This window comes from Paenibacillus vulneris, assembly GCF_039543185.1.
GTDB classification, from domain to species: Bacteria; Bacillota; Bacilli; order Paenibacillales; family NBRC-103111; genus Paenibacillus_S; species Paenibacillus_S vulneris.
Genome location: NZ_BAABJG010000021.1, coordinates 279,352 through 295,104, shown reverse-complemented (window position 1 = coordinate 295,104; position 15,753 = coordinate 279,352). Strand labels below are relative to the sequence as shown.

Genomic DNA, 15,753 nt, shown 5'->3' with positions numbered 1-15,753 from the left:
AGTTGTGAGAAAGGAGATAGGTCGCGATGACGATGCACGAGGAGGAACAGGAGCGCAAGCGGCGAAACGAAGCGATCCGTAACAAGCTGGCTCTGCTGCCGGAGAAGCCAGGCTGTTACTTGATGAAGAATAAAGACGACAAGGTGATTTATGTCGGTAAGGCCAAGGTGCTGCGCAACCGGGTCCGCTCCTATTTTACAGGAAGCCACAGCGCCAAGACGCAGGCTCTGGTCAATGAGATCGCCGACTTTGAATATATAGTAACGGCCAGCAACGTAGAGGCATTAATACTTGAGTGTAACCTGATCAAGCAGTATTATCCCCGCTATAACGTGCTGCTTAAGGATGACAAGTCGTTCCCGTACATCAAGATAACGAATGAGAAGCATCCGCGGCTCGAGGTGACCCGCAAGGTGTATAAGGACAAGGGCAAATATTTCGGCCCTTACCCGAACGCCTTTGCTGCACAGCAGACGAAGAAGCTGTTAGACCGGCTGTATCCGCTCCGCAAATGCAAGACGCTGCCGGAGCGCGTCTGTCTGTATTACCACCTGGGGCAATGCGTTGCCCCGTGCGAGTACGAGGTCGCTCAGGAAGAATATGACCGGATGGTGCAGGAGATTACCCGGTTCTTGAACGGGGGGCACGATGAAATTAAGCAGGATTTGACCCGCAAAATGCATGAGGCGGCGGAGGAGCTTAATTTCGAACGGGCCAAGGAGCTGCGCGATCATATAGTTCATATCGACGCGGTCATGGAGAAGCAGAAGATTACAACCCACGATATTGTGGACCGGGATGTATTCGGCTACGCGGTGGATAAGGGCTGGATGTGCGTCCAAATTCTGTACATGCGCCAAGGGAAGCTGATCGAGCGGCGCGCCTCGATGTTCCCTTATTACGGCGAGGAATACGAGGATTTCGTTTCCTTCGTCACGCAGTATTACAGCGATAACCCCGCCCTGCCGAGGGAGGTCTTCCTGCCTGCGGAGCCGGAGCAAGAGCAGGAAGCGAACGCAGCGGGCGCCGAAGCTCCGGAATCCTCCAGCGAAGAGGAACCTGCGGGGCTCGCCGAAGGAATGAAGACCGACGTCAAGGAAGCGCTGGAGAGCTGGCTTAAGGTGAAGGTCCATATCCCGCGACGCGGCTTGAAAAAAAATATGGTTCATATGGCGTGCGATAACGCCCGCGTCGGGCTGGAGGAGAAATTCCGGCTTATTGAGAGAGACGAACAGCGTACGGTCAAAGCGGTGGAAAATTTGGGCGAATGGCTCGGTACCGGGATGATTCACCGTATCGAGGCCTTCGATAACTCCAACATCCAGGGCTCCGATCCCGTATCGGCCATGGTCGTGTTTACGGACGGCAAGCCGGACCGCAAGGAATACCGCAAATACAAGATTCGCACGGTGCAAGGGCCGGACGACTACGAAACGATGCGTGAGGTTATTCGCCGGAGATACGAACGGGTACTTAAAGAAAACCTGCCAATGCCGGATCTTATCGTCGTGGACGGCGGCAAAGGGCAGATTTCGGCGGCCGTCGATGTGCTTGAAAATGAGCTGGGGCTATATATCCCGGTCTGCGGCCTTGTTAAGGACGCCAAGCATAAAACGGCGGAGCTGATGACGGGAGACCCGCCCGAGGTCGTTCCGCTTCCCAGGGACAGCCAGGAATTTTACTTGCTCCAGCGGATTCAAGATGAGGTCCACCGTTTCGCGATCACCTTCCATCGGGAGACGCGCGCGAAGTCGATGGTCGTATCGACTCTGGATTCCATTCCAGGCATCGGGGAGAAGCGGCGCAAGGCGCTCTTGAAGCACTTCGGCTCTCTTAAAAAAATAAAAGAAGCCGGCATTGAGGATTTCCGGCCTCTTGGAATCGGGGAAAAGCTGGCTTCGCAAATTTTGCGGTCGCTGAACGGCGAAACGGAAGAGCCGCTTCAAGAAGATGAGAGCGGTGAAGAAAATCAGCAGGAAGCCAACGCCATCGAATAGGTTGGCGGAAGCTTCCTGCTTTTTGACATTATAACCGGGAGGAATCTAATGACTCGTACGGAGGGTCGGAGGGTTCCTCTTTGCTTTGGCATGGAGCCAAGCGACGGCCAGGCCCACCAGCCCGGGGAAGAGGATATAGAAGATGCCGGTGATGAGAAACGGCGTGCCCTTCAAGTCCAATAGCGACAAGCCCATCAGGATGCTGTCCATCGTTGCGTGAGCGAAGAGTACGGTCATCAAGCTGTATTTCAAAAAGGCATAGCCAAAAATGATTCCGATGATCGTTACCTCAATAAAACGCGTATAGACCGGGTAGATAGGGTACTGCGTATGACTGAGCGCCCAAATCATGCTCGGCAGCAGCACTGCAAGGAACCGGTTGCGAACGAGCTTCATGAAGAAGGCGATGCCGAACAGCCGGTAGATGGCTTCCTCGGATATCGCCGCTGCCCATGCCATTAGAGGAAAAGCCGCGGGCCATGACATGTTCAGGACGGAATCGGCAGGGTCGTTCACGGACCAGACATCAAAGTATTCGCCCGCTATGAAAAATAACGTTTGCTGCACGGCCAGGATGAAAATGCAGAGCAAATACCCCCGAATCATTGAGCTGCGGATATGCCCCCCAAAGGATTCGTCCCTCCAAACAGGCCAGGTAATCCAGCCCTGCCTCTGCCATAGCTGACGTCCCGCCTGAAACGAAAAATAGACGCTGACAGCCATGATAACAGTAACAATATTAATAAACCAAAGGTTAAACATAGCGCCCCAATCGGAAGGCCCATTGGAATGCATGGTCCGGAATGCCGGAAGCATGTTGAAATTGTTGAAAATATAAATCGCAACAAAAATGAAGGTTAAAAAGATCCCGCGCCGAAAGGTCCATTCTTTACGGTATCGAATCATAAGGAATACAGCCGCAGCCGCCATGATGAGAGAAGCTCCGAGACTAATCCGGGTCATCAAGGAAGCATTGTCATTCTGCTGTTCCTTCCACTCGGCAAAGGACGCAGGTATGGAAAACGCCGTATGGAAGGCCGTGACCTTTCCGCCGTCTACCGACAAGCTTAACCTAAGCTTGGCTTCTCCTATTTGTTTGTCTTTACTCTCAAATAGGTAAGGCATACCGCGACCGTTCGTTACAGGCGGTTCCGGCTCGGTTACCGGATGGATTCTCGTGAAATCGGATAGCGTGTAGCCCTGGTCCTTCAACGCTTGCTCCGCTATCGCCAATGAGTCTCCCAATGAGGCAACAGTCTGCTTTTTGCTCGAGGGAGCGTAGTACGCGTTCCAGCCCATTATATTTAAGTTGGTAAAGTTAACCTCTACGTAATAGGTAGCAAGGTTCGAATTGTCGTTAATTTCCACCTCAAAATAATCGATAGGATAGGCGGCAAAGCGCTTGACATATTCATCGAGCAGCTCCGCTTTTTGCAGATAGCCGCTTCGATCGGAATGAGACTGAAACAAGGTGCCGGTACGATAATCGGCCGAGAGCCCGAAGCGCTCCTGAACGAACCGGACGGCCGCCTCTGCTGCCTGCTGCTTCGTAACCGTTGGGAGGGAGGCCTCCTGTACTTGCTCAACCGATTCATCCTGGAGCCAGGAAGAGATGGCGGCGATCGATACATACAAAATAATTCCAAAAAGTGCCAAAATGAGAAGAGGGAAGTCGGTTTGACGTTTTACCATGCCATGTCTCCTTACTTAGAATTAGAAGCTTACATTATGCTTATAAAATGGTGAGGATATGTCATTGTATTCATTAAACTTAGCACACATGCCCGGCCAAAATCCAATGAAATTCAGAGCAAGAAGGGGAAAATCGTTGAAAAGCGAAGCGCCGGCTCTATCAGCTTCATCCTAAGTATTCTAATAATCCGAATATTACCCGTTTTCGAGTAAAAGCGACTTTGTGATTACAAGCAAAGCACATTATAATTCATATCAATTGAATAAAAAGCCGAATTTCTTTTTGAAAACGGGGGAACCATGAGTAATAAGGGGTGAATTCGATTCCATTTCGCGAGATGGAATTGATAGGGTACCTGTGCGTCCGAATCCGTCAGCTAACCTCGTAGGCTTTGTTGCAGGAACCTGTATAGGCATTGGGTTTCCAGTGTCTTTTTTATTGCCTGAAAACCGAAATTGAGGTGAACGATGAAGCCCGTAACCAAAAAAATTCAACTCACACCGCCGCAAATATTAGTTATCGGCTTTGCATTGATTATTCTTGCCGGAGCCATGCTCCTGTCCCTCCCGGTCGCCTCGGCTACAGGCAAGCCCTTGCGCTTTCTGGATGCGTTGTTTACCGCGACATCGGCCACCTGTGTGACAGGGCTCGTCGTTGTGGATACGGGAACGTTTTTTTCGAAATTCGGGCAAATTGTCATCATCTTGCTGATCCAGGTCGGCGGTCTGGGCTTTATGACGATGGCGACCCTGTTTGCTTTTGCGCTAAAAAAGCGAATTTCCTTGAAAGAACGGTTAATCCTGCAGGAAGCGATGAATCAGGGAAGCATGGAAGGGATCGTCAGGTTGATCCGCCGGGTCATTCGATACTCACTCACAATTGAACTCGCTGCGGCAGTGATTTTCTCGATTCGATGGTCGTTGGAGCTGGGCCCGGCCAAAGGGATTTATTTTGGCTTCTGGCATGCGATCTCCTTCTTCAACAATGCCGGCTTTGACCTGTTCGGATCGGTCTATGGTCCGTTCACGAGTCTTACCTCATATGTCAATGACCCCGTCGTCAATATCGTTTCAATGGGGCTTATCATTCTGGGAGGTCTTGGGTTTGTAGTCATGTCGGACGTGATGGACTACAGGAACCACCGGCGGCTGTCGCTGCATTCCAAGGTGGTCTTGAGCGCGACAGGCTTGCTTATCCTTATTGGTGCACTCGTCATCTTTATATTTGAATTTACGAATGCCAAAACCTTAGGCTCACTGACGTGGGGAGGCAAGATCTGGGCAGCCTTCTTCCAATCGGTAACTCCGCGCACGGCGGGAGCCAATACGGTAGATTTGGGAAGCCTGCGCCAGGCGACGCAGTTTTTCATGATCATCCTGATGTTTATAGGCGCTTCTCCTGGCTCCACCGGGGGCGGGATCAAGACGACCACCTTCACGACGCTGATTGGCGCGATGATAGCTATGGTCCGGGGGAAGGAAGACATTGTCCTGTTTCATTACCGTTTGGGTAAGGACCGTATTTTGAAAGCTATTACGCTTACGATGATCGCCTTGTTTATGGTCATCTTCGTTGCGATGATTTTGTCCACGACGGAAAACCATCCATTCCTGATGATTTTGTTCGAGGTGACCTCCGCCTTCGGCACGGTTGGCTTGACGATGGGAATGACGACGGATTTGACCGATGTCGGCAAAATATTGATTTGCCTGATGATGTTTGCAGGCCGTCTCGGTCCTTTGACGCTGGCATATGCGCTTGGGCCAAAAACCGAAAAAGAATTATACAGATACCCGGAAGGGAAAATAACCATCGGATAGGGGAAAAGTTAAGACAATGAAACGTAGTCAGTATGCAGTGATTGGGCTGGGGAGATTCGGATCGAGTTTGGCCAGGGAGCTGGTGGATCTCGGATACGAGGTTTTGGGCATCGATAAGGATGAGGAAGCCGTAGAGGAGATGAGCGATGTCTTGACGCATGTCGTCGTCGCGGATTCTACAGATGAAGATGTGTTGAAGTCGCTAGGCATGCGTAATTTTGATTGTGCGGTCGTCTCCATCGGGGATGATATTCAGGCAAGCATTTTGACAGCGATCCTGCTCAAGGACCTTGGTGTCAAGATGGTGGTCACGAAGGCGCTCTCCGAGCTTCACGGGAAGGTGCTGAACAAGATCGGCGTTGACCGGGTGATCTTCCCGGAGCGGGATATGGGGATTCGCGTAGCGCATCAGCTGGTTTCACCGAACCTGCTCGATTATATCGAGCTGTCCAAAGATTATACCATCGCAGAGCTGTCGGTACCTAAGCGCTTATCCGGCCGGACGCTCAAGGAGCTGGACCCTCGGGCCAAATACGGGTGCAGTGTCGTCGCTATCAATAAGAAGCACGGCGTCATTATTGCTCCGACCGCTGTAGATACGCTGGATGAACAGGACATTATGGTCATCATAGGAACGAACGAGCAGATTGATTTGTTCGAGAGCGAAGTAATCCGTTAGCAAATAATCAGCCGTCACAAGAAATAGAGACGCTGCACATCTGGGACAATGGAGTGACAAAAGAGCATGGCCAACGACGTTTCGGAAATAGTCCATCATATCTTGCTATTATTGGTGCTCATTCTTGGTCTGGGGATGGTTTTCGGACGCTTGGCCGGCAAATTGAAGCTGCCTGATGTCGCTTTATTCCTGATCGCGGGCATGATTGTAGGGCAGGGACTGCACTGGGTCTCAGAGACCAGCAGCTCACTGACCAATCAATTCATCTTGACTATCGGCTCCGTGCTCATTTTGTTCGATGGAGGGCGCAACATCCGGCTGTCCGGCCTGAAGAAGGTATGGCTGTCCGTCGCGCTATTGAGCGTGCCGGGCGTGTTGATAACCTGCGGAGTCGTTGCTATGGCGGCACATTGGCTGCTGGGCATTCCGCTTCTGTATGCCGTATTGCTCGGAGCCATCATTTCGTCCACGGACCCGGCTACGCTTATCCCTGTGTTCAAGCAGGTGACGATCCGTACGAAGGTCCGTGAGACCGTCGAGAGTGAATCGGCCTTCAACGATGCGACAGGCTCCATTCTCACCTTCACGGTGCTGGCTGTCGTTACTGGAAGCCATTCATTCTCTATTGCCGCGAGCATTAAGGAATTTGTGTTGACGGCTGCAGGCGGTATCCTGGTCGGGGGTGTCATTGGCATGGCGTTAGCCTTCGTGACGGCTCATTTGAAGCTGGGCTGGTTCCGTGATTATGCGACTATCGCTCTGGTTGTAACCGCTATAGGCTCCTACTGGATCGGGGATACGCTTCATGTCAGCGGATTTATGGCGACCTTTACGGCAGGACTTGTATGGGGGAATACGGACGTATTCAAGCTCGACATGAACGACAAGCTTCATGAAATGGGGCATTTTAGCGATAATATGACGGTCATTATGCGGATGCTGATCTTTATGCTGCTCGGCAGCCAGGTCAATTTCCAGGTGATCTGGGCCCACTTGTGGCCAAGCCTGGGCGTCATTGCCGTATTCATGCTGATTGCCAGACCCCTTGCGGTGCTGATTTGTACGCTGCCTGACCGGAGGGCTCAATGGAGCTGGAACGAAATCGTCTTTATGTTCTGGGTCCGCGAAACGGGCGTCATACCGGCGGCGTTGTCAGGCATGGTTGCAGGGCTTGGGGTGCAGCATGCCGACGTCATTGCTTCCGTGACCTTTCTTGCGGTTCTTCTGACTATATTGCTGCAGGCAGGGACGACCGCCTATGTCGCCAAAAGGCTCGGTATCGAGGAGAAAAAGGAGACGGCCGGGGACCGGCTGCAATCCAATCCTAAACCGGCTGTTTGAAAAACTCCTTGGCCTTCTCAATAAAGCGCTGCGCCGAAGGATGATGGACGACCTCTTCTGTAAACAACAGGGAGGTCGTTCTTGTCATTTGCTCCAAAGCGGGGATGAAACGCACGACCAGCTCATTATCCTTGACCAGATTGCTTCGCAGATACGATTCCGGCAGCAGCGTCGCTGTTTTGCAGGTGGAGACCAGGCGGATGATGGCCTCGAAGGAGTCGATCTCCATTTTGACGTCCGGCTGAATCGCGTAGCGATGGAACATTTCATCCATTAGGATGCGGTACCAGGTGCCCCGGGAGAATAAGATCATAGGCAGCTCATGCAGGTCGCCTATTTCAATAGAAGCTTTATCTACGAACGGATGCCCGAGCGGCAGGACCAGGCATAAATGATCGTCGAACAGCGGCACGCATTTGAGGCCCGGATGCTCGATTTTGGAAGCGACGAGACCGATGTCGACCTTCCTCTCCTTGACCATGGGAACGATCTCATGCGTTTTGCCGGTAACGGCTTTAATGTCGGTATTCGGGTAGTTCTTCGTATAGATAGTGATAAGGTCAGGCAAGGTAGACTGCAGTGTCGTCAGGCTTGCCCCTATAATGATGCTCGCGGGCTTGACGGTCGTCTTGAATTCCTCGATCGAGCGCATCAGCTTCCTTTCCAGATGACGCTGCTCAATGGCGTGCTCATAGACAATTTGGCCTGCACGGGTAATCTCAAGCCGCTTTCCTTTGCGGATAAAGAGGTCCACGCCCAGCTCCTCCTCAAGCCTCATGATTTTACGGGAAAGGGCGGGCTGAGAAATGTTGAGCACCTGAGATGCTTTATTCAAGCTTTCCAGCTCCACGACCTTAGCAAAAATATCGATATTTTCCAGCAAAATAGTCCCTTCTTTCAAATAAAATGTCCCTTTTGTGATTAAGCTCATTGTATATGTCAAAACTGAATAAGAGTTTATAAAAAATCGGCACTTCCATTATAAGCGATAATGGAGTACTATGGTGTGTGTCACGTATTGTTCACATTTTTTCGGCTGGACTGCATAAAAATTTGTCGATACATGGAAAATAGGCGTAGCGATTCATGTTGACGCTTGTTTCCTGCGGGAGTACAATGAAAAATGGTTTGTCAAGATGTGAACAACTACATACTTTTGAGGGGGGAATGGATTTCAATGTTTCGTAATTCGTATTTTTCACGCAAGCTGCATTCCTTGCTAGGTGTTATCCCGGTCGGCTTCTTCCTGATCGAGCACCTGCTGACGAACTACTCCGCGACCCATGGTCCGGCGAAGTTCATGGAACATGTGAATTGGCTGCATGAATTACCTTTAGTACTGCTTTTGGAAATTGTAGGGATATGGCTTCCGCTGTTGTACCATGCGGTGTACGGCTTGTACGTCGCTTACACGGCGAAAAACAACGTATCCAACTACGGTTACTTCCGTAACCAAATGTTTTTCTTGCAAAGGGTAACCGGTGTTATTACCTTCTTGTTCGTAGCGTTCCACTTTTTCCAAACACGCTTTCAAATCACATTAGGCTTGCCGCAAGAAGAAATCGGAATTCAAATGCATAATATCGCATCGAACTCCGTGTTTTTCGTGCTGTACTGTATCGGGATTGTGTCCGCGGTATTCCACTTCAGCAACGGAATGTGGTCTTTCCTCGTTAGCTGGGGTATTACAATCGGCCCGCGTGCACAACGGGTATCCTCCGTTATCTGGATGGTAGTATTCGTAATTATGTCGATCTTGTTTATCATGTCTCTGAGCGCGTTTGTTAATCCGGAATTCCAAAGCGTGCCGCAGATGACTAAAGGTTAAGGAGGAGTGAACAACAATGGCTAATCAAAAAGTTATCGTAGTCGGTGGAGGTTTGGCCGGGTTAATGGCTACCATTAAAGCCGCAGAAGCCGGGGTTCACGTAAGCCTGTTCTCTTTGGTTCCTGTGAAACGTTCCCACTCGGTATGTGCGCAAGGCGGTATTAACGGAGCGGTGAATACAAAAGGTGAAGGCGACTCCACTTGGGAGCACTTTGACGATACCGTGTACGGCGGCGACTTCCTCGCGAACCAACCGCCTGTAAAAGCGATGTGTGACGCTGCGCCGGGCATCATTCACTTGATGGACCGTATGGGCGTTATGTTTAACCGTACGCCGGAGGGCTTGCTTGACTTCCGCCGTTTCGGGGGAACCCAGTATCACCGTACAGCGTTTGCCGGAGCAACCACTGGCCAGCAGCTGCTGTATGCATTGGATGAGCAAGTGCGTCGTTGGGAGACGGCGGGTCTTGTTACGAAGTACGAGCATTTCGAATTTCTCGGCGCAGTGCTTGACGACGACGGCGTATGCCGCGGCGTAGCTGCTCAGGATCTTCGCAGCATGGAAGTGCTGACGTTCGGAGCCGATGCTGTTATTCTGGCAACCGGCGGCCCTGGCATCATCTTCGGTAAAACGACGAACTCCGTCATTAACACGGGGACGGCTGCAAGTGCGGTTTATCAGCAAGGCGTTCACTATGCTAACGGTGAGTTTATCCAAATCCACCCAACGGCGATTCCTGGAGATGACAAGCTTCGCTTGATGTCCGAGTCGGCCCGCGGTGAAGGCGGACGGATCTGGACCTATAAAGACGGTAAGCCTTGGTACTTCCTTGAAGAAAAATATCCTGCCTACGGTAACTTGGTTCCTCGTGATATCGCGACTCGTGAAATTTTCGCAGTCTGCGTAGACATGAAGCTGGGTATCAACGGCGAGAACATGGTTTACCTGGATCTCTCGCATAAGGACCCGCATGAGCTGGACGTTAAGCTGGGCGGTATTATCGAGATCTATGAGAAGTTCATGGGTGACGATCCTCGTAAAATCCCTATGAAAATTTTCCCTGCCGTTCACTATTCGATGGGCGGAATGTGGGTTGACTTTAACCAAATGACCAACATCCCTGGCTTGTTCGCCTGTGGTGAGTGCGAGTATCAATACCATGGCGCTAACCGTCTCGGTGCGAACTCGCTGTTGTCCGCTATCTACGGCGGTATGGTTACAGGCCCTAAAGCTATTGAGTATATCAAAGGCTTGAACAAGCATGTAGACGATATCTCCTCTTCCATCTTTGATCGTGAGAAGAAGAAGCATACCGATAAGTATGAAAGCCTGCTGAAAATGGAAGGCAAAGAAAATGCTTATGTGCTTCACAAAGAGCTTGGCGAATGGATGACCAACAATATGACGGTTGTTCGCTATAATAAGAAGCTGGAAGAGACCATTGCCAAAATCAATGAGTTGAAGGAGCGTTACCGCAATATCAGCATGACGGATACGGCTCGCTGGAACAACCAAGGACTAGCGTTCACACGTCAGCTGTGGAACATGCTGGAGTTGTCCCACGCGATGACTTTGGGTGCTTTGCTGCGTAACGAAAGCCGCGGTGCACACTACAAACCGGAATTCCCTGAACGTAATGACGAGGAATTCCTGAAAACAACGAAAGCTACATGGACTCCGGACGGCCCGACTATCAGCTGGGAGGATGTAGACACATCGTTGATTAAGCCGCGTAAACGCGACTACTCGACTGACAAGAAGGGAGGACATTAATAATGGCAGAAACGAATACGACCAACAAAAAGGTTAAATTGATCGTTACCCGTCAAGATTCGCCAGAAAGCAAGCCTTATACCGAGGAGTTTGAAGTTCCGTACCGCCCTAACATGAACGTTATCAGCGCTTTGATGGAAGTGCAGCGGAACCCTGTTAATGCGAACGGCGGCAAAACGACGCCGGTATGCTGGGAATCCAACTGCTTGGAGGAAGTATGTGGAGCATGCTCCATGGTCATTAATGGCAAGCCGCGCCAAGCTTGTTCCGCGCTTATCGATAAGCTGGAGCAGCCGGTACGTATCGCGCCAATGAGTACTTTCCCTGTCGTTCGTGACTTGGTTATTAACCGCGAGCGCATGTTCTCCGCATTGAAACGCGTGAAAGCCTGGATTCCTATCGACGGTACGTACGATTTGGGTCCGGGACCACGGATGGCGGAATCCAAGCGTCAATGGGCATACGAGCTGTCCAAATGCATGACCTGTGGCGTATGTCTGGAATCTTGCCCTAACGTGAACGAGAAAACAACGTTTATCGGTCCGGCAGCGATCTCTCAGGTTCGTCTGTTCAACGCTCACCCAACAGGTGAAATGAACGCGGCTGAGCGTCTTCAAGCCTTGATGGAAGACGGCGGTATCGAAGGCTGCGGTAACTCGCAAAACTGCGTCCGCTCCTGCCCCAAAGGTATTCCGTTGACAACTTCGATTGCTGCAATGAACCTGGATACGACGAAGCAATTGTTCAAAAACTGGCTTGGTATGTAGTCTTATCGAATCATTCATCCAAAGTCCTCTTCGCAAGCTTTGTGCTTGCAAGAGGGCTTTTTTCTTGGGGAAAAGGAGGGAGTCAAAAAAAGAATTGACGAGCAGGCGATAATGAAATACAATTTATTTAAACGTTTTAATTTAAACGTTTAAATAACAATTAAAGGAAGTAAGGTATGAGCAAACACCGTTCCGTTACGATTGTAGACATAGCCGAGGCAGCCGGTGTCTCCATAGCCACTGTATCCAATGTATTGAACCGACGGAAGGTTCCCATGTCGGAGGAGACGATTCGCAAGGTGGAGAAAGCCGCTGAGGAGCTTGGGTACCGTCGCAATGTAATGGCGGCAAGCTTAAGCCGCAAGAAGTCCTATGAGCTTGGCTTAATCGTTCCCGGCTTCATTGGGTATTACGGGGTTTTCGCAGAGGAAATGGAACGTACGGCGCACCGCTTCGGTTATCATATGTCGGTCTTTTCCGCAGGGGGCTATGACCCCGATATGGAGAAGCGTCACTTGGATGTGCTTTTGCAGCGCAGGGTAGACGGCTTGTTCTGCCACGGCCTTGCCATGTCGACGGAAACGACGCGGCAGATCGTGAGCGACGGTACGCCGCTCGTATTGTTCAACGGCTGGAATTGGCCGGAGGACATTGCGGTCGGTGCGGTCAATCTCGACTTCGCCGATGGCTGCAGGAAAGCGGTCAAGCATTTGGTGGAGCAGGGCTGCCGTTCGTTATTTTATCTGGAAAGGGCAAGAGCCCATGAGACGAACAAGCAGAGGCTGCTGGGCTTCCATGACGGAGTTAAGCAGTGGGCACCGGATATCCCCTCCTTTGTCCTTGATGGCGATACCCGCCCTTTACAGGAGCTTGTTCGTATGACGAAGGAAATGAGCGGAGGCAGGGGGCCCGTCGGTATTCTGGCATTCGATGATTTGGTGGCGCTTCGTTTCATGTCCGCCGTGCTCGAGGAGGGAATGAAGGTTCCGGAGGATTACAAAATACACGGGATCAACAACGATGTCATTTCTTCCTCCTGCTACCCGCAGCTGACGACCCTGGATATTCCCTACAGCCAGCAGGCTCAGCTGGCGATTCGCCTCATGCTTGCGGAGCTCGGGGAAGAAGAGAAGCTTGCTCGGGCATCGCAGCTGCCTCCGCTGCCGGCTCGTGAAGGGAATGAAATCCGAATTCCATTAACTCCTATGCTTCGAAAATCAACACAATAGTCCGAACTAGCGATGTACAGCAGCTTTTCCAATGATGATGAATATGAGGAGAGATCACGATGAGCATGTGGAAGCAAGCCATTGAAGACGCAGTACAAAAAACAAAAGCGAATATCGAGAAGTATAACGGTCAATTCCCTCATGTCAGCAAGGACGGTCATTACTTGCTCAATGACAATACGGACTGGACCGACGGATTCTGGTCGGGCATTTTGTGGCTCTGCTATGAATATTCCGGAGACCCGGTATTTAAAGAAGCGGCAGAGAAAACCGTTGCCAGCTTCCGCAAACGGATGGATGCCAAAAGCCATATCGATCATCACGATATCGGCTTCCTGTACTCTCTATCCTCGAAAGCGCAGTGGATTATTGAACGCGATGAAGCAGCCAAGCAGCTTACTCTCGAGGCAGCCGACTGGCTGATGACCCGGTGGAGAGAGAAGGGGCAGTATATTCAAGCCTGGGGACCCAAAGATGATCCGGAGAACGGCGGACGCATCATTATCGATTGCATGATGAATTTGCCGCTGCTGTATTGGGCTTATGAGCAGACCGGGGACGAGAAATATAAAGACGTAGCTATCAAGCATGCGGATAAATCCCGCAGGTTTTTAGTGCGCGGCGATGACTCCTCTTATCATACGTTTTACTTTAACCCGGAAAATGGCGAAGCGATTCGCGGCGGAACTCATCAAGGCTACCAGGACGGCTCGACATGGACGCGCGGACAAGCATGGGGAATCTACGGCTTTGCTTTGTCCTATCACTACACCAAGAACCCTCTGTACCTTGAAACCTCCAAAAGAATGGCGCGTTACTTCCTGGAAAGACTTCCGGAAGACGACGTGGTGTATTGGGACTTCAACGTTCCGGTACAAGAGGGAACATACCGGGACAGCTCCGCATCCGCCATTACGGCTGCCGGCTTGATTGAGCTCTTGTCTCATTTGGATGCGAACGATGCCGACCGCAAGTTCCTGGAGGAAGGATTGGAACGCTCCTTGAAAGGGCTTATTAAGGGGTATGCTACGATCGGTCAACCGGATGCCGAAGGGTTCCTGGAGCATGGATCGTACCATGTTCGCGGCGACAATGCGCCGGATGATTATATGATCTGGGGCGACTATTATTATCTGGAAGCTCTGGTTCGCCTGGAGAAGGGAATCAAGGGATACTGGTACGAAAGATAAAAATAAGACGCTGCCATATCACCAATGCCTTTCATGGCTCGAGGTAAGAAATAGCACCCTCACCTGTGTAAGAAGACTCTTCTCACAGGTTGGAGGGTGCTTTTGCATATCGGAGGAATGCACTATACGGTAACAAGCTTGGATTGTTCTTCTTCCTGATGCCGTAAAAATTCTTTGCCGTATTCTCCGTGCGGGTGAATATGGGCATTCTCCATTTGAATGGTCGAATGCTCGATCCCGTATTTTTCTTTTAAAGTTTCGTTAATCGCCAATATAATGCAGAAGGGCTGCACTTTATTATTGATGAAGACGTGAGCGGTCAAGGAATAATGATCGGACGAAATAGCCCAGAAATGCATTTCATGCACATCCTCGACGCCTTCGACCTTTGCAATGTCGCTGCGGATTTCATCAAGGTTGAACCGTTCGGGAACGGATTCCATCAGAATCAGATACGATTCCTTGATAATTTTCCAGCCGCCGATAAAGATGATGCCGCCGATGACCATGCTGATCAAAGGGTCAAACCACTGCAAGCCGGTAAAATAAATCAGCGTGGCGGAGATGATAACGCCGACCGAGCTGAGTAAATCGCCGATAAAGTGCCACAGCGCGCTTTGAACGTTCAAATTCTCTTCTTCCTTCATGCTGCGGCTTAATACCAGGGTCAGGACCACGTTGACCACAAGTCCGATGGAAGAGATAATGAGCATAAGCTTAAAATCGATTGGCTCCGGATTCAGGAAACGGCGAACCCCTTCGACGAAAATTCCGACAGCGATAATAGCGAGTGCCAGTCCGTTCAAGAAGGATGCTATAATTTCAAAGCGTAAATAGCCGAAGGTAAACCGGGCGTTAGGAGGGCGAGTGGCCATATAAATGGCTACCATACTGAGCCCCAGCGCCAGAACGTCGGAAATCATATGGGCCGAATCGGATAAGAGAGCAAGCGAGTTGGACAAGATCCCCCCGATAATTTCTACAATCGTAAAAAACAAAGTCAACAGAAGGGTAACCCACAGCGTCTTCTTCGATTTGGATTGCTCTTTCACATGATGTAGATGATGATAATCGTACTCTTTCATCTATGTTCACCTGCCTTGATGGAATATTTGCTATGTTCGGATTATACGTCAAGTCCGGAATTTTGGCAAATACTTTAATTGAGAGCGTTTATCGTTGATTTGAGACCTATTATCAATGATTTGAGAAGTTTTTTCATCGTTTTGATAGCTTTTCTCATTTATAGATAACATATGATAGTAAGCGTTTTCTTATTTGTTACATAACTGAAATATTTCTGTTATCGTTTTAACATGTTTCTTGTGTAATATAATAACCAAGACCCCCTTTTTAATATAAACACTTCAAGACCTGGCCCCGTTGGCCGGGTCTCTTTTTTTGTACACCATTCCTAATCCGGGCAAAAGATAAT

Annotated in this window: 12 protein-coding genes and 1 riboswitch; of the genes, 9 read left to right on the top strand and 3 right to left on the bottom strand. The window is 50.3% G+C overall.

Annotated elements, in window-relative coordinates; genetic code table 11:
• The first annotated feature begins 26 nt into the window (after positions 1–26).
• Positions 27–1,997, top strand: a complete 1,971-nt coding sequence (gene uvrC, locus ABEA66_RS19640) for an excinuclease ABC subunit UvrC (RefSeq protein WP_345590034.1) — start codon at positions 27–29, stop codon at positions 1,995–1,997.
• Positions 1,998–2,042: 45 nt separating this feature from the next.
• Here uvrC and ABEA66_RS19635 read toward each other — a convergent pair whose 3' ends face one another.
• Positions 2,043–3,689 carry a CPBP family intramembrane glutamic endopeptidase gene (locus ABEA66_RS19635; protein WP_345590032.1) on the bottom strand — a complete coding sequence of 549 codons (1,647 nt, stop codon included), beginning with the start codon at positions 3,687–3,689 and terminating at the stop codon, positions 2,043–2,045.
• A 259-nt stretch (positions 3,690–3,948) separates the two neighbouring features.
• A riboswitch (cyclic di-AMP (ydaO/yuaA leader) is annotated at positions 3,949–4,096 on the top strand.
• A 61-nt stretch (positions 4,097–4,157) separates the two neighbouring features.
• Here ABEA66_RS19635 and ABEA66_RS19630 point away from each other — a divergent pair.
• The 3 genes from ABEA66_RS19630 to ABEA66_RS19620 all read left to right on the top strand — a co-directional run bounded on the left by ABEA66_RS19630 (position 4,158) and on the right by ABEA66_RS19620 (position 7,530).
• On the top strand, positions 4,158–5,510 hold the full coding sequence (locus ABEA66_RS19630) for a TrkH family potassium uptake protein (protein ID WP_345590030.1): 1,353 nt from the start codon (positions 4,158–4,160) through the stop codon (positions 5,508–5,510).
• 16 nt (positions 5,511–5,526) lie between these two features.
• On the top strand, positions 5,527–6,189 hold the full coding sequence (locus ABEA66_RS19625; RefSeq protein WP_079909711.1) for a potassium channel family protein: 663 nt from the start codon (positions 5,527–5,529) through the stop codon (positions 6,187–6,189).
• Positions 6,190–6,255: 66 nt separating this feature from the next.
• Complete coding sequence (locus tag ABEA66_RS19620; RefSeq protein ID WP_345590027.1) at positions 6,256–7,530, top strand: cation:proton antiporter; 1,275 nt, start codon at positions 6,256–6,258, stop codon at positions 7,528–7,530.
• On the opposite strand, the gene ABEA66_RS19615 is transcribed toward ABEA66_RS19620, so the two are convergent.
• Positions 7,514–8,410 carry a LysR family transcriptional regulator gene (locus ABEA66_RS19615; RefSeq protein WP_079910143.1) on the bottom strand — a complete coding sequence of 299 codons (897 nt, stop codon included), beginning with the start codon at positions 8,408–8,410 and terminating at the stop codon, positions 7,514–7,516. The genes ABEA66_RS19620 and ABEA66_RS19615 overlap by 17 nt on opposite strands.
• Positions 8,411–8,707: 297 nt before the next feature.
• On the opposite strand from ABEA66_RS19615, the gene ABEA66_RS19610 reads away from it, so the two are divergent.
• The 5 genes from ABEA66_RS19610 to ABEA66_RS19590 all read left to right on the top strand — a co-directional run bounded on the left by ABEA66_RS19610 (position 8,708) and on the right by ABEA66_RS19590 (position 14,318).
• Positions 8,708–9,358 carry a succinate dehydrogenase cytochrome b558 subunit gene (locus ABEA66_RS19610; RefSeq protein WP_079909713.1) on the top strand — a complete coding sequence of 217 codons (651 nt, stop codon included), beginning with the start codon at positions 8,708–8,710 and terminating at the stop codon, positions 9,356–9,358.
• Between the two features lie 16 nt (positions 9,359–9,374).
• Entirely contained in the window at positions 9,375–11,132 is a 1,758-nt protein-coding gene (sdhA, locus tag ABEA66_RS19605; RefSeq protein WP_079909714.1) for a succinate dehydrogenase flavoprotein subunit, read from the top strand.
• 2 nt (positions 11,133–11,134) lie between these two features.
• Positions 11,135–11,899 carry a succinate dehydrogenase iron-sulfur subunit gene (gene sdhB / locus ABEA66_RS19600; protein ID WP_079909715.1) on the top strand — a complete coding sequence of 255 codons (765 nt, stop codon included), beginning with the start codon at positions 11,135–11,137 and terminating at the stop codon, positions 11,897–11,899.
• A gap of 176 nt (positions 11,900–12,075) precedes the next feature.
• Complete coding sequence (locus tag ABEA66_RS19595; RefSeq protein ID WP_345590024.1) at positions 12,076–13,128, top strand: LacI family DNA-binding transcriptional regulator; 1,053 nt, start codon at positions 12,076–12,078, stop codon at positions 13,126–13,128.
• Between the two features lie 59 nt (positions 13,129–13,187).
• Positions 13,188–14,318 (top strand): glycoside hydrolase family 88 protein, encoded by a 1,131-nt coding sequence (locus ABEA66_RS19590; protein ID WP_345590022.1) that lies wholly within the window; start codon positions 13,188–13,190, stop codon positions 14,316–14,318.
• A gap of 122 nt (positions 14,319–14,440) precedes the next feature.
• Here ABEA66_RS19590 and ABEA66_RS19585 read toward each other — a convergent pair whose 3' ends face one another.
• Positions 14,441–15,403, bottom strand: coding sequence for a cation diffusion facilitator family transporter (locus ABEA66_RS19585; protein ID WP_345590020.1), 963 nt, complete (start codon positions 15,401–15,403; stop codon positions 14,441–14,443).
• Between the last annotated feature and the right edge of the window lie 350 nt (positions 15,404–15,753).

Bases quoted from the DNA above. Each gene is read 5' to 3' on its own strand.
- uvrC (WP_345590034.1), top strand. From the start codon at position 27: ATGACGATGCACGAGGAGGAACAGGAGCGCAAGCGGCGAAACGAAGCG.
- ABEA66_RS19635 (WP_345590032.1), bottom strand. From the start codon at position 3,689: ATGGTAAAACGTCAAACCGACTTCCCTCTTCTCATTTTGGCACTTTTT.
- ABEA66_RS19630 (WP_345590030.1), top strand. From the start codon at position 4,158: ATGAAGCCCGTAACCAAAAAAATTCAACTCACACCGCCGCAAATATTA.
- ABEA66_RS19625 (WP_079909711.1), top strand. From the start codon at position 5,527: ATGAAACGTAGTCAGTATGCAGTGATTGGGCTGGGGAGATTCGGATCG.
- ABEA66_RS19620 (WP_345590027.1), top strand. From the start codon at position 6,256: ATGGCCAACGACGTTTCGGAAATAGTCCATCATATCTTGCTATTATTG.
- ABEA66_RS19610 (WP_079909713.1), top strand. From the start codon at position 8,708: ATGTTTCGTAATTCGTATTTTTCACGCAAGCTGCATTCCTTGCTAGGT.
- sdhA (WP_079909714.1), top strand. From the start codon at position 9,375: ATGGCTAATCAAAAAGTTATCGTAGTCGGTGGAGGTTTGGCCGGGTTA.
- sdhB (WP_079909715.1), top strand. From the start codon at position 11,135: ATGGCAGAAACGAATACGACCAACAAAAAGGTTAAATTGATCGTTACC.
- ABEA66_RS19595 (WP_345590024.1), top strand. From the start codon at position 12,076: ATGAGCAAACACCGTTCCGTTACGATTGTAGACATAGCCGAGGCAGCC.
- ABEA66_RS19590 (WP_345590022.1), top strand. From the start codon at position 13,188: ATGAGCATGTGGAAGCAAGCCATTGAAGACGCAGTACAAAAAACAAAA.
- ABEA66_RS19585 (WP_345590020.1), bottom strand. From the start codon at position 15,403: ATGAAAGAGTACGATTATCATCATCTACATCATGTGAAAGAGCAATCC.